Here is a 12092-nt window from a genome sequence, read left to right as displayed (position 1 = left end):
GTCCGGAAAAGCCTGTCGTTCAGCCGCAAGCAGGCCCATCTGGAGATGCTCGTGTGGCTCTTCATCCACCGCTACAACGCCTCATTACCATGACCCCACGACCGGGCGGGTATGCGGGCGGTCATGCCCGGACCGGTCCGTCAGCGGAGGCGGGTCAGGTCGGGCCAGCCCATGGCCGTCTCGGTCAGGTCGCCGTGCGGGGTCGTCTCGGTCTTCTGGCCGAGTTCGTGCGCGCCCTGGCGTGCGTAGTACGCGCGGGTGGGGTTGGCGCTCAGCACCCACAGGGCCAGGCCGGTCGCGCCCCGTGCCTGCAGTTCGGGCAGCAGGGCGCGCAGCAGGGCGCGGCCCACACCGTGCCCCTGCCCTGCCCGCAGGGCGTACAGCGTGTACAGTTCCGCCGCGTACTCACCTGGAATCGCGGGGTGCGGCCGGGTCGGTCCGGCGCTCGCGAACGCCATGAGCCTGCCGTCCAGCTCCGCGACCCGGACGGCCTCGGTGCCGTCCTGCAGGGTGCGCGCCCAGTGCTGCTCTCGGCGCTCGCGCATGGCGTCGCTGGTCATGCCGTCCAGAAAGGCGGGCGGCATGAGGCCCGCGTACGTCTCACGCCAGCTGTGGACGTGAATGGCGGCGATGCGGGCGGCGTCGTCGGGGGTGGCGGGACGGATGTGCGGGTGGGGTGTCATGGGCCTCCTGTGCCGTCCCTGCCTGCGTTCAGCCGTGCAGGGCCGCCACGGTCCGGAACGTGACGAGGGCCGCCACGAGCAGCGCGGCGGGCCAGAACCACCACGGGGCGCGCGCGCCACGCCCGGCCTGCCGGAACGCGAAGCGCAGGTTCAGCAGCGCGAACGCCATCAGGAACAGCCCGAGCGCGTCTACCCGCACGGTCCCCACCGTGACCGGGTACGACACCACGAAGCTCAGGCCTGCAAGCACGGCAGCGGCCAGCAGGGGCGGCAGGAAGGACGGCACAGCAGCATGATACGAAGTCCGGCGCGGCCGGGCGCAGGCACCTGCCGCGCCGGGATGCCCGCACCTGCTTCGACACTTACTTCAGGTTCGCTTTGAAGAACGCGACGCTGCGGTTCAGGGCGAGCGTCAGGTTGCGGCTCAGGTTGTGGTTGTCGCCGGGGTACGTGTACGCAGTGTAGGGTTTCCCGGCGGACTTCAGGCCGCGCTCCAGCGCCTGATGGAACGTGACGGGGACCTCCACGTCCGCCGTTCCCTGGTGCAGCTGCAGGGGGCCGTTCAGGTCCTTGAGGTAACTGTTGGGGCTGACGGCACTCCAGAAGGCGGGGTTCTGGGCGGGCGTGCCGTACCGCGCGCGGACTTCCGTGCCGCGCCGACGCAGGCCGGCGGGAATGGTTTCCGCGCCCGGCCCGCGCGTCCAGCCGGTCTGCAGCAGGTCGTACGGCGCGACGACGCCCGCCCAGATGACGCCCGCCCGGATGCTGCGGTCGATGACCATGGCGCGCAGCGTCAGGTGGCCGCCCATGCTGTGTCCCCACATGCCGAGCCGGGCGGGGTTGACGCGGCGGTCGCGGCGCAGGCTCGCGGCGGCGTTCAGGACGTCTACCGTGTAGCCGGGATCGTAGTACCCGCCGAGCGCCTGTCCCTGGCTGCTGCCGTGCCCGCGGTAGTCGCTCTTGAGGGTCACGAAGCCCGCGCGGGCGAAGGCGTCCTGGTACGCCACGTAGCGTTCGGTGGTGCGGTACTCGTTGGGGGGAATGTACCCGTGGTTGAAGACGATGGCGGGCCAGCCGCCACTGGGGGGCGTGCCGTTCGGGACGGTGAGGAGCGCGTCGATGCGCAGGCCGTCCGACACGTAGCTCACGACCTGCCGGGTGTAGTTGCTGCCCACCCGCAGCGTCTGCCTGACCGTCAGGGCGCTGCCGGGGTACGTGCGGGCCCGCATCGCCTCGATGCTCAGGGGGCTGGTGGACGGCGCGGGGTAGGCGGCGTGCGCGGTGCCCGTCAGGGTGAGGGTCGTCAGCAGGAGCGCGGCGGACACGAAGGCCGGGCGCGGCAGGGTGGGGCGCGAGGTGGGCACACTGCACGCTCGCACGCACGGGTGAGGCGGCCCGCAGCGGCGCATGAAGGGCCGGGCCGGACCGTGACGCCCGCCACCGGTCCGGCCCGCTCCCTGCCCGGACGGCAGAGGCGTACGCGTTCCGTTTCGCGTCTGTTTCCTTCCCGGTGCGCCCGAATTGAACCCGCACACCGCGGGATTCGACCGGAATCCGGGTCAGTCCGTGGGACCTGCCGTGACCGGTTCGGCCGCGAACACCCGGCCCGGCAGCACGTACTCGTCCTGCGCGGCGATCAGCTGGATCTCGCGCGTGCCCGCCGCGTGCGTGCGTTCGAGCAGGGCGTACAGGGCGCTCATGGAGAGGCTCAGGGCGGTGTCCACCCGGCCGGACCGCAGGTAATGCCCGAAGAACAGCGCGGCGATCGCGTCGCCCGTCCCGTTGCGCGGCGGGTCGAGCGGCAGCAGCGGCGTGCGGCACAGCCACGCGCCCTCACCCGTCACGGCAAGCGTCTCGATGGAGTCCTGTGGCGCGCCGTCCCGCAGCAGGCTCGTCACGAGCACGATGCCCGGACCGTCCGCCCGCATGCGTCCACGCAGCACGCGGGCCGCCGCGAGCGCGTCCTCCAGCGTCCTGACCTCCAGGCCCGTCAGCAGTTCCAGCTCGAACTGGTTCGGGGTGAGCAGGTCCGCGTGCGGCACGGCCAGCGCCGCGATCCGCTCCGGCAGTTCAGGCCGCACGAACACGCCCCGCCCCACGTCCCCCATCACGGGATCGCAGCAGTACAGCGCGGCCGGGTTCGCGGCCCGCACGCGCTGCAGGGCGCCCACCACGGCCGCCACCGTCCCCTCCGACCCCATGTAGCCGCTCAGGACGGCGCTGCAGGCGGGCAGCACGCCGCGCGCCTCGATGCCGTCCACGATCTCCGCCACGACCTCCGGCGCGTACACCTGCCCCGTCCAGCTGCCGTACCCCGTGTGGTTCGAGAACTGCACGGTGTTGATGCTCCACACCTCGAAGCCCAGGCGCTGCAGCGGGAACACGGCCGCCGCGTTCCCCACGTGCCCGTAACTCACCCACGACTGGATGCTCAGGATATTGACCGGCAGTTCAGGACGACTCATGCCGACAGGATACCCGCCTGCCCCGGCCCGCCCACACGGACGCCAACCGCACCCGCACGGACGCGGGTTCAGTCCGGCCAGCCGGAAGCAGAGGACGAACCCCGGATCAGGCGCTTCCGCCTGCGCGCCACTCGTCCAGCCGGTGCATGAACTCGTCCGCCAGCAGCATCGGCAGCTCGTACAGGTTGCTGTAACTGCCGGACTTCTGCCGCCCGTACTTGTCCCGGAAGTTCGTGGCGCTCCGGTCGAAATCCATCGCCTCCGCCGTCGCGTTCGCCTGCGGAATCCGCACCTCGAACAACGGCGCCGTCTCCTCCCCACTCTCCAGGAACGCCCGCTCCAGCAGCTCCGGCAGCGCCTCCAGGCCCCGCTTGTGAATGTTGCTGCCCGTCTGGAACTTTGTGACGAGCACCCCCATGCAGCGGATCTTCAGGTGCCGCGCCGTCCGCAACCGCGAGATGGTCTTCACGATCTGCGGAATGCCGTACGTCGACAGCTTGTCCGCGATGGTCGGCACGAGGTACGCGTCACTCACCTCCAGCCCGTTCTGCGTGATGTACCCCAGGTTCGGCGGGCAGTCGATCAGCACGAAATCGTACTGCGAGAACCGGCCCTCCAGCGCCCGCTGAATGACCGTCATGGGACTCACCGTGTAGTGCGACCGCGTCGAGATGTCCGCCATGCGGTCCTGCGCCTCGATCAGCCGGATGCTGCTCGGCAGCAGATCGATGCGCGGGTACGTGACTTCCGGCCCCAGCTCCATGTCCTCCGGAATCCGGATGCGGTTCAGGTTGCTCACGCCCCGCACCACCGCCCGGTTCACGTCGAACACCCGCGTATCGTGAATCTGATCCAGGAACAGCTGCGCGACCGTCTGCCCCGCCTCGTCCGCCGCCTCCCACCGCGCCTCCCCCATCAACGCGATCGTCGCGTTCGTCTGCGGGTCCAGATCGATCACCAGCACCCGCTTGCCCTTGATGAACGCGAGCGTCTCCGCCAGCTGCACCAGCGTCGTGGTCTTGGCGACACCGCCCTTCAGGTTGATGAAGCTGACGACATGAGTCATAACACGAGCAGCCTACCCCACCAGCCCCCGCCACGCCCCCCCAACTTCACGCCCCATGAAGCCCGACCGCCCTCCGAAGAACTCCAGCCCCGACCCTCACGGATCACTGGACTGGAGCGAGGCAGCGGCACGGAAGGACTCCCGCAACTCTGGGCTGGAGTTGGCTCTCGGTCGGGGGCGGCCCCTCCCTTAACCAGATTCGCCTGGGCGTCTCTGGGCTGGGGTTGGCTGTGCGGTCGGGGACGGCCCCTCCCTTAACCAGATTCGCTTGCACGTCTCTGGGCTGGGTTTATTCATACCCCAGTTCCCGCAGCGCCTCCTGGTCCTCGCGCCAGCCGGGGATCACGATGACCTGCACGCCCAGGAAGACCTTGGTGTTCAGGAACACTTCCAGCTGCTTGCGGGTCGCGGCACCGATCGCGCCGAGCTGCTTGCCGCCCGCGCCGATCACCATGCCCTTGTGGCCCGCGCGGTCTACCACGATCTCCGCCTCGATGCGCTGCAGGCCGTCCTGGCGTTCCGTCCAGCTCGTCACGCGCGTCGCGACGGCGTACGGCAGCTCGTCGCGGAGTTTCTTCATGGCTTCCTCGCGCAGGATCTCGGCCGCCCACTGCTCGCGGCTCTGGTCGCTGGCCGCGCCGACCGGGAAGAAGAACGGGTTCTCCGGCAGGTTCGCGGCGAGGGCCGTGCGGAGCTGCGCGACCTTGTTCACGTCGTTCTGCGCGCTCAGCATCACGCTCTGCGTCTCGTGCGTGCGGCCCTCCAGCAGCGCCGTGTACAGGCGCAGCGCCTCCTCCGGGTACTTGGACACGTCCAGCTTGTTGCCGACCACCGTCAGGGGGCGCGGCAGGTCACGGATGCTGCGCGCCACCATGCTGTCCTCGTCGGTCGGCGGGTGACGCAGGTCCACCACCCACACGACGGCGTCCACGTCGGCCAGCGCGTTCTGCACCTCGCCGTTCATGTACTTCCCCAGCGCGTCCTTCGGGCGGTGCAGGCCCGGCGTGTCCACGAAGATCAGCTGCGTGTCGCCCTGGTTGCTGATGCCGCGCACGCCCTTGCGGGTCGTCTGCGGGCGCGGACTGGTGGGCGCGATCTTCACGCCGAGCAGGCTGTTGAGCAGGGTGCTCTTGCCGACGTTGGGCTTTCCGACGATCGCCACGAAGCCCGCGCGGGTGTTCACGGGGGTGGGCTGACCGTCGGCGTTCATGTACTGGGAGGTGATGTCCTTCATAGCCCCCCACAGTACCACAACGCGCGCCCGCCCACACGCCCGCAGGCCATGACTGACCGGTCAGGGGGCGGTGCTGCCGCGCCCGCGCATGGTGCCGCTGCGCAGCAGTTCCCCCTGGAACTCCCCGAAGGGACTGTGCGTGCGCGACCAGTGGACGGCGCCCTCCACGTCGTAAGCGGTGGTGCGGAAGTCGGCGTGCCAGTGCCCGCCCCGGCGTTCCAGCAGCGTCCAGCGGGCGCGCGGGTCGCCGTCCACCTGGTCCGACACGGCGCCCGCGTTCACGACGAGCGTGTCGCCCACGCGGGTCGCGCCGGGCCGGTGCGTGTGCCCGCACAGCACCACGCGCGCCGCCAGCGGGTCCATCATGGCCCGCAGTTCGCGCGGGTCGCGCGCCCGGTAGAAGCCCTCGCCGTCACTCGCGCCGGGCGACGTGAACTGCCACTGCCACAGCAGCATGTCCCACGCGCTGCCGGGCGTGCCGTGACAGGCGAGCACCTCGTCGTCCGCGACGCGCGCCACGAGCGGCAGGCCCGCCAGTCTCGCTATCGCCTGCGGTCCGAGCCGGGGTTCGAGCCACGCGCCGAACCGTTGCGGCAGCTCGCCGCGCCGCCCGCCCGGCCAGAGTTTCTCCTCGTTGTTGCCGCGTACCTCCACTGCGCCCAGGGCCGCCTGCATCTCGTAGGCGCGCGCGGGGTCGGCGCTGCCCTCCACCTGATCGCCGAGGTTCAGGATCAGGTCGGGCGTCTCGGCGCGCACCTCGCTCAGCACGGCGTCGAGGGCGTAGGCGTTCCCGTGGGCGTCCGAGATCACAGCGAGGCGCAGGTCAGTCACGCACAGCAGCATAGAACGAAGTCCGGCCCGCGAGGCCCGCGCCTGAACTGCTCTAGACTGCTCCGCATGAGTATTCTTCCCGACTGGCGGATCCGTGAGCTGGCCCTCGCGGGCATGATCGCCCCCTTCGAGGACCGGCTGGTCCGCACGGCCGAGAACGCCAGCGTCATCAGTTACGGCCTGAGCAGCTTCGGATACGACCTGCGCTGCGCCGACGAGTGGAAGGTCTTCACGAACGTCATGAGCGCCATCGTGGACCCGAAGAGTTTCGACGAGCGGTCCTTCGTGGACATCCAGGCGCCGGAGATCATCATTCCGCCGAACAGTTTCGTGCTGGCCCGTAGCCTGGAGTACATGAAGATTCCGGACAATGTGATGGTCGTGGCGCTCGGCAAGTCCACGTACGCACGCTGCGGGATCGTCGCGAACGTCACGCCGCTCGAACCCGGCTGGGAGGGGCACGTGACGCTGGAGTTCAGCAACACCACGCCGCTGCCCGCCAAGATGTACGCGCACGAGGGCTGCGTCCAGCTGCTGTTCTTCGAGGGCGAGCGCCCCGAGGTGACGTATGCGGACCGTGCCGGGAAGTACCAGGGGCAGCGCGGCGTGACCCTCCCCAGGCTGTGAGCCGGGCGTGCTGATCCGCTCCCGGCGGGACGCGGACCTGCCCGCGCTCGCTGCGGTCCTGCGGGCCGTGCACGACCACGACGGGTACCCGGACGTCTGGCTGGACGACCCACAGGCGTTCGTGCGGGCGGCGTCCCCGCTGGCCGCGTGGGTGGCGGAGGTGGCCGGTCAGGTGCTGCTGGTCCCGGTCGCCCGCCCGCACGACTGGCCCGTGACGCCGGACCCGGCGGACCGAGCCGCACCCACCGTGCTGGTCGAGGTGAAGCGGCTCTTCGTGCGTCCCGACCTGCGCGGGCACGGAGTGGCCCGCGCGCTGATGGACGCGGCCCTGACCCTGGCCCGCCAGGGTGGGCGGCTGGCCGTGCTGCAGACGCGGGACGACAACGCGGCCGCCAACCGCTTCTACGTCCGGAGCGGCTGGCGCGCGCTCGGCACGGCGCCCGCCCCGTGGGCCACGGCGGACGGCACGCACCCGCTGGTGCGCCTGTACGCCGCGCCGACCGACCCGCAAACACCAAGTGATCTTGAGGCGCGCAACATCAAGCGCCCGGACTGACGCGGCACACTGACCTCATGCCTGACAAAGACGACAAGAACAGCGGCAAGACGAGCCTCCCCGGTCAGTACGAGCGCGACAGCAAGGAAGTCGAGCAGATCGAGGACGGCCACAAGGCGTCCTTCAAGAGCGCCGAGGACCGCGAAGCGAACGCCCCCCGCAACCAGGAAACGCCTGACGACGTGAAGGAAGCCCGGAACGTCCCGGCCAGCAAGCAGGGCTGACAGCCACGGCAGGAAAGGGGCGACTCCAGATGTGGAGTCGCCCCTTTCCTCTGTCGGCCGGTTACTTCGCCACCTTGATCAGCGTCAGGGTGACGCCGTTACTCCTGTCTTCGCTGCGGACCAGACCGACGCCCGGCGCGTACCATGCCGACGATTCGCTCGTCTGGTTCAGTCCGGACATGCCGGGCGGCATCTTGGTTCCGGCAGGCATGTCGAGGCTGCTGACCGTCTGAATCTGGATCTTCCAGGCGGTGAAGCGTCCGGCGGGCGTGACGACCTGTTCCCGCCCGGTGACGCGGTTGGTGCTGTTCGACGTCATTCCGGCGCCCTGCCTGCCGAGCTTCGTGCTGCTCTTCCAGCTGTACCCCGGCCGGAGTTGCGTGCTGCCGGGCAGGAAGCTGCTCTGAATGCTCATCGCCATGCCGCCCGGCTCGGCCTTCAGGGTCGCTCCCCTGCTGCTGCACAGCCAGGTGGTGGGCGTGGCCTTGCCGCTGGCGTTGGTGGTCGTCACCCGGATCTGGTCACCCTGGATCACGGAGCGGCTGGTGAACTTCGACGTGCCCGTCGGCGTCTTGATCTGGTAGGTGGCGGTGCCCGACGTGAGGAACAGGCCGCTGTCGCAGAGGCTGGCGGCTCCGGCGACGCCCGAAACGAGGAGGCAGAGGGGCAGCAGGCGGTGGTTCGGGGTCATGCCTTCAGCCTAAACGGTGGGCGTTACGCGGGCGTTGCGCCGCACGACAGGGCGCGGCCCCCGGACGAACCGGGGGCCGCGCTCTGAAAGACTTGCTTTAGACGAGTTCGATGAGGGCCATGGTGACGGCGTCACCGCGGCGAACGCCGACCTTCAGGATGCGGCAGTACCCACCGGGACGGCCCTCGTACTTGGGGGCAATCTCGTTGAAGAGCTTCTGCAGGACGCTGTTGTCCTGAATGTCGCGCGCGACGATGCGGCGGCTGTGGAGGTCGCCGCCCTTGGCCGTCGTGATGAGCTTCTCGACGTAGGGGCGCAGTTCCTTGGCCTTGGTGAGGGTGGTCTGGATGCGGCCCTCGCGCAGCAGGGCGGTGGCCTGCGTGCGGGCGAGCGCCTCGCGGCTGCTGCTGTTGCGGTTGAATTTGCGACCGGAACGTCCGTGGCGCATGGTGGGTCTCCTTTCGGGTCAGGCTTCGCGCACTGCTGGAGTGACGGTTTCTGCCCGCTGAAACCGCCCTGACCACCTGGGGTCAGAGCGGAGTGAATTAGTCCTTGAGGGCCAGGCCGAACTGGGCCAGCTGCACCTTGATCTCGTCGAGGCTGCGTTCGCCGATGCCGGGGACCTTCTTGAGGTCACGGTCGGAGAGGGCGCAGAGGGCGTCGACGCTGTCGATGCCTTCTTCCTTCAGCGAGTGCAGGACGCGGGTGGTCAGGCCCAGGCCTTCCAGCGTGACGCGCGGGTTGCTGTCGAGGTCGCTGGGGTACGGCTGGGGGTTGATGCTGAGGGCCGGGGTGGGGTTCGGCTCGTAGGTGGCGGCCACCATGACGGGGGCAGCCTGCGCCTGCGGTTCGACGTGCACCGTCTCGACGTTGCCGAAGACGCTGAGTTCGTCACGCAGGATGTCCACGGCCTTGTCGAGCACCGTCTGGGGTTCGGCGCTGCCGTCCGTCCAGATGCGGATGATCAGGCGGTCAAGGTCCGTCTGCTGTCCCACGCGGGTGTTCTCGACGTGGTACGCGACGCGGCGTACGGGCGAGAACATGGCGTCCACGGGGATGCTGTTGATGCGGTCCTTGGTGCTGTGACGGTCGGCGGGGTCGTAGCCTTCGCCTTCCTCGACGCGCACTTCCATGACGAGCTTGCCGTCCTCGGCGAGCGTCGCGATGAGCAGGTCGGGGTTGACGATCTCGGCGTCCGAGGGAACCTCGAAGGCGCTGGCGAGCACCTTGCCCTGCCCCTGCGCGCGGAGCGTCAGGGTCTTGGGACCGGGCGCGTGGAAGCGCACCACCAGCTCCTTGAGGTTCAGGATCAGCCGGATGACGTCTTCCTGAACGCCAGGAATGGTCGAGAACTCGTGCAGTACGTCTTCAATGTAGACGCTGGTGACGGCGGTGCCAGGAATCGACGAGAGCAGGATGCGGCGCAGGGGGTTGCCGATGGTGACGCCGTAACCACGCTTGAGCGGTTCCAGGATGAATTCGCCATAGTCGCCATCGACACGGGCCTTGAGCTGGGGGCGCTTTTGATCCACGCTGTAGCCTCCGATTAACGCGAGTAATACTCGATGATGAAGTTTTCGTTGATGGGCAGGGCCAGGTCCTCGCGAGCGGGGACGCGGACGAAGCTGCCCGTGAAGTTCTCAGGGTTCATTTCCAGCCAGGGGCTGACGCGGCGGCGCTTGCTGGCCTCGGCGTTCTCCTGGACGAAGCCCATCTGGCGGCTGCGCTCGGCGACGCTGATCTCGTCACCGATCTTGACGCGGTAGCTGGGGATGTCCACGCGCTTGCCGTTGACCAGGATGTGACCGTGGCCGACAAACTGGCGCGCCTGACGGCGGGTGCTGGCGAAGCCCATACGGAACACGACGTTGTCGAGGCGGCGCTCCAGCAGCTGCAGGAACACGGTGCCGGTCACGCCGGGGATGCTGGCCGCTTCCTCGAAGAGGTTACGGAACTGCTTCTCGTTCATGCCGTACAGGCGGGCGAGCTTCTGCTTCTCGCGCAGACGCACGCTGTAGTCGCTGGGGCGGCCACGGCCGCGACGCTGGCCGTGCTGGCCGGGAGCGTAGGGGCGCTTGTCCAGGTACTTCTGGACCTTTTCGGTCTCGGCGAGGTTGATGCCCTCACGGCGACTCTGCTTGACGATGGAACCACGGAAACGACCCATTTCTACTCCTTGATGCGTATGGTCAGGGGCGCACTGGCCCGCTGACACGCAAAGCTGACCCTCTGGTGGGCGTCCGGGCCGAGTACTGCCGGGCAGTACCGATGAGACGCGCCAGGTGGGTCAGGGCAAATTGTTTAGAGGCGGTTCTTCTTCTTGGGGCGGCAGCCGTTGTGCGGCACGGGGGTGTCGTCCATGATGGACTTCACGTCGATGCCGGACGCCTGGATGGCGCGGATGGCCTGCTCACGGCCGGAGCCCGAGCCGCGCACCACGACGTCGACGATGTTCATGCCGAAGCCCTGGGCCTTCTTGACGGCGTCAGCGGCGGCCAGCTGGGCCGCGTAGGGCGTGCCCTTCTTGCTGCCTTTGTAGCCGATGGTGCCGCCGCTGCTCCAGGCGACACTGTTGCCGTCCACGTCGGTGATGGTGACGATGGTGTTGTTGTAGCTGGCGTGGATGTAGGCGCGACCGGCCGAGATGTTGCGGCGGACGCGGCGCGGGGCCTTGCCTTTCGTTGAACGTGCCATTACTTCCTCGCCGCCTTCTTCTTACCAGCCACCGTCTTGCGCGGTCCCTTGCGGGTGCGGGCGTTGGTCTTGGTGCGCTGCCCACGGACGGGCAGGCCACGGCGGTGGCGCAGGCCACGGTAGCTGCCGATGTCCATCAGGCGCTTGATGTTCTGACCGACTTCGCTGCGGAGGTCACCCTCGACCTTGTAGGTCTTCTCGATGACGTCGCGCAGGGTGCTCTGCTCGGCTTCGGTCAGGTTCTTCACGCGGGTGTCGGGGTTGATCCCGGTCTGCGCCAGCACTTCCTTGGCGCGGGTGGGCCCGATGCCGTAGATGTACGTGAGGCCGATCTCGACACGCTTCTCGCGGGGCAGGTCGACGCCTGCAACGCGGGCCATCAGCCTTGCCTCTGCTTGTGCTTCACGTTCTCGCAAATCACGATCACGCGTCCGTGGCGACGAATGACCTTGCACTTGTCGCACATCTTCTTGACGCTGCTGCGTACCTTCATACATCCTCCTCGCGCCGCCTGACCAATCATGGTCGTGTGGCCGACGCTCGACCCTCCTGAACTTCAGGTTGCCCCGCTCAGGAGAATCTGATGATCGGGGCCGTGCGGCCCGTCACGCCCTGCTTACCTGCACCGGGAACAGCCAGGAGGCGCGCGGCCTCGCCCTGTTCCCGCCCGGCCCCAGGAGGGACGGGCAAGTCGTGCCCGGAGCGGCCAGCGGTCTACTTGCGGTAGACGATGCGGCCACGCGTGGTGTCGTAAGGAGAAATCTCCAGTACCACCCTGTCACCGGGCAGGATCCGGATGTAGTGAATCCGCATCTTGCCGCTGATGTACGCCAGCAGGTCATGCCCGGTGTCGAGCTGGACCCTGAAGGTCGTGTTGGGGAGTGCCTCGGTGATCACGCCCTCGGCGCGTACCGTGTCCGATTCCTTGTTCTTACTCTTCTCGCGTTGCTCAGGAAGCCTTCTTCTTGCCACGTACCCTCCAGGCCCGGCCGTCTCAGGCCACCGGCGCTGCCAGCCCAGA

General features: G+C 68.6%; 18 protein-coding genes. 3 read left to right on the top strand and 15 right to left on the bottom strand.

Going from position 1 to position 12092, the window contains the following annotated elements:
* Positions 1-140: 140 nt before the first annotated feature.
* From IEY33_RS18470 to IEY33_RS18440, 7 genes are all read right to left on the bottom strand, one after another.
* Positions 141-683, bottom strand: a complete 543-nt coding sequence (locus tag IEY33_RS18470) for a GNAT family N-acetyltransferase (protein WP_188964763.1) — start codon at positions 681-683, stop codon at positions 141-143.
* 28 nt (positions 684-711) lie between these two features.
* Positions 712-969, bottom strand: a complete 258-nt coding sequence (locus IEY33_RS18465) for a hypothetical protein (protein ID WP_229671154.1) — start codon at positions 967-969, stop codon at positions 712-714.
* A 76-nt stretch (positions 970-1045) separates the two neighbouring features.
* A complete protein-coding gene (locus IEY33_RS18460; protein WP_373288147.1) occupies positions 1046-2047 on the bottom strand; it encodes an alpha/beta hydrolase family protein in 1002 nt (333 codons plus the stop codon).
* Positions 2048-2242: 195 nt separating this feature from the next.
* The gene (gene pdxY / locus IEY33_RS18455) at positions 2243-3148 is read right to left on the bottom strand and encodes a pyridoxal kinase PdxY (RefSeq protein ID WP_188964761.1); all 906 of its coding nucleotides are present in this window, start codon (positions 3146-3148) and stop codon (positions 2243-2245) included.
* A 106-nt stretch (positions 3149-3254) separates the two neighbouring features.
* Positions 3255-4214 (bottom strand): ParA family protein, encoded by a 960-nt coding sequence (locus IEY33_RS18450; RefSeq protein WP_188964760.1) that lies wholly within the window; start codon positions 4212-4214, stop codon positions 3255-3257.
* A 289-nt stretch (positions 4215-4503) separates the two neighbouring features.
* Positions 4504-5448 carry a GTPase Era gene (gene era, locus IEY33_RS18445; protein ID WP_229671153.1) on the bottom strand — a complete coding sequence of 315 codons (945 nt, stop codon included), beginning with the start codon at positions 5446-5448 and terminating at the stop codon, positions 4504-4506.
* Positions 5449-5508: 60 nt separating this feature from the next.
* Entirely contained in the window at positions 5509-6270 is a 762-nt protein-coding gene (locus tag IEY33_RS18440) for a metallophosphoesterase family protein (RefSeq protein ID WP_188964769.1), read from the bottom strand.
* A 75-nt stretch (positions 6271-6345) separates the two neighbouring features.
* On the opposite strand from IEY33_RS18440, the gene dcd reads away from it, so the two are divergent.
* Genes dcd through IEY33_RS18425 form a run of 3 tightly spaced genes read left to right on the top strand, consistent with a single transcriptional unit; the run spans position 6346 to position 7686 of the window.
* The gene (gene dcd / locus IEY33_RS18435) at positions 6346-6906 is read left to right on the top strand and encodes a dCTP deaminase (protein WP_188964759.1); all 561 of its coding nucleotides are present in this window, start codon (positions 6346-6348) and stop codon (positions 6904-6906) included.
* A gap of 7 nt (positions 6907-6913) precedes the next feature.
* Positions 6914-7462, top strand: a complete 549-nt coding sequence (locus IEY33_RS18430) for a GNAT family N-acetyltransferase (RefSeq protein WP_229671152.1) — start codon at positions 6914-6916, stop codon at positions 7460-7462.
* Positions 7463-7479: 17 nt separating this feature from the next.
* Positions 7480-7686, top strand: a complete 207-nt coding sequence (locus tag IEY33_RS18425) for a hypothetical protein (RefSeq protein WP_188964758.1) — start codon at positions 7480-7482, stop codon at positions 7684-7686.
* A gap of 61 nt (positions 7687-7747) precedes the next feature.
* Here IEY33_RS18425 and IEY33_RS18420 read toward each other — a convergent pair whose 3' ends face one another.
* From IEY33_RS18420 to infA, 8 genes are all read right to left on the bottom strand, one after another.
* On the bottom strand, positions 7748-8377 hold the full coding sequence (locus IEY33_RS18420; RefSeq protein ID WP_188964757.1) for a TapB family protein: 630 nt from the start codon (positions 8375-8377) through the stop codon (positions 7748-7750).
* Positions 8378-8474: 97 nt separating this feature from the next.
* Positions 8475-8825, bottom strand: coding sequence for a 50S ribosomal protein L17 (rplQ, locus tag IEY33_RS18415; RefSeq protein WP_188964756.1), 351 nt, complete (start codon positions 8823-8825; stop codon positions 8475-8477).
* A 97-nt stretch (positions 8826-8922) separates the two neighbouring features.
* Entirely contained in the window at positions 8923-9909 is a 987-nt protein-coding gene (locus tag IEY33_RS18410; RefSeq protein WP_188964755.1) for a DNA-directed RNA polymerase subunit alpha, read from the bottom strand.
* A 14-nt stretch (positions 9910-9923) separates the two neighbouring features.
* Positions 9924-10544 carry a 30S ribosomal protein S4 gene (gene rpsD, locus IEY33_RS18405; RefSeq protein ID WP_188964754.1) on the bottom strand — a complete coding sequence of 207 codons (621 nt, stop codon included), beginning with the start codon at positions 10542-10544 and terminating at the stop codon, positions 9924-9926.
* A gap of 134 nt (positions 10545-10678) precedes the next feature.
* On the bottom strand, positions 10679-11071 hold the full coding sequence (gene rpsK / locus IEY33_RS18400) for a 30S ribosomal protein S11 (protein WP_188964753.1): 393 nt from the start codon (positions 11069-11071) through the stop codon (positions 10679-10681).
* Positions 11071-11451 carry a 30S ribosomal protein S13 gene (gene rpsM / locus IEY33_RS18395; RefSeq protein ID WP_188964752.1) on the bottom strand — a complete coding sequence of 127 codons (381 nt, stop codon included), beginning with the start codon at positions 11449-11451 and terminating at the stop codon, positions 11071-11073. Before rpsM ends, rpsK begins: the two co-directional genes overlap by 1 nt.
* Positions 11451-11564, bottom strand: a complete 114-nt coding sequence (rpmJ, locus tag IEY33_RS18390; protein ID WP_124869580.1) for a 50S ribosomal protein L36 — start codon at positions 11562-11564, stop codon at positions 11451-11453. The genes rpsM and rpmJ overlap by 1 nt, the downstream gene beginning before the upstream one ends.
* A gap of 221 nt (positions 11565-11785) precedes the next feature.
* The gene (gene infA / locus IEY33_RS19395) at positions 11786-12043 is read right to left on the bottom strand and encodes a translation initiation factor IF-1 (protein ID WP_268238852.1); all 258 of its coding nucleotides are present in this window, start codon (positions 12041-12043) and stop codon (positions 11786-11788) included.
* Positions 12044-12092 lie beyond the last annotated feature (49 nt).

Origin of the sequence: Deinococcus aquiradiocola, from assembly GCF_014646915.1 — a bacterium.
GTDB lineage: Bacteria > Deinococcota > Deinococci > Deinococcales > Deinococcaceae > Deinococcus > Deinococcus aquiradiocola.
Note: the sequence above shows the minus strand (reverse complement) of the source record. Positions and strands in the feature narration are given on the sequence as shown.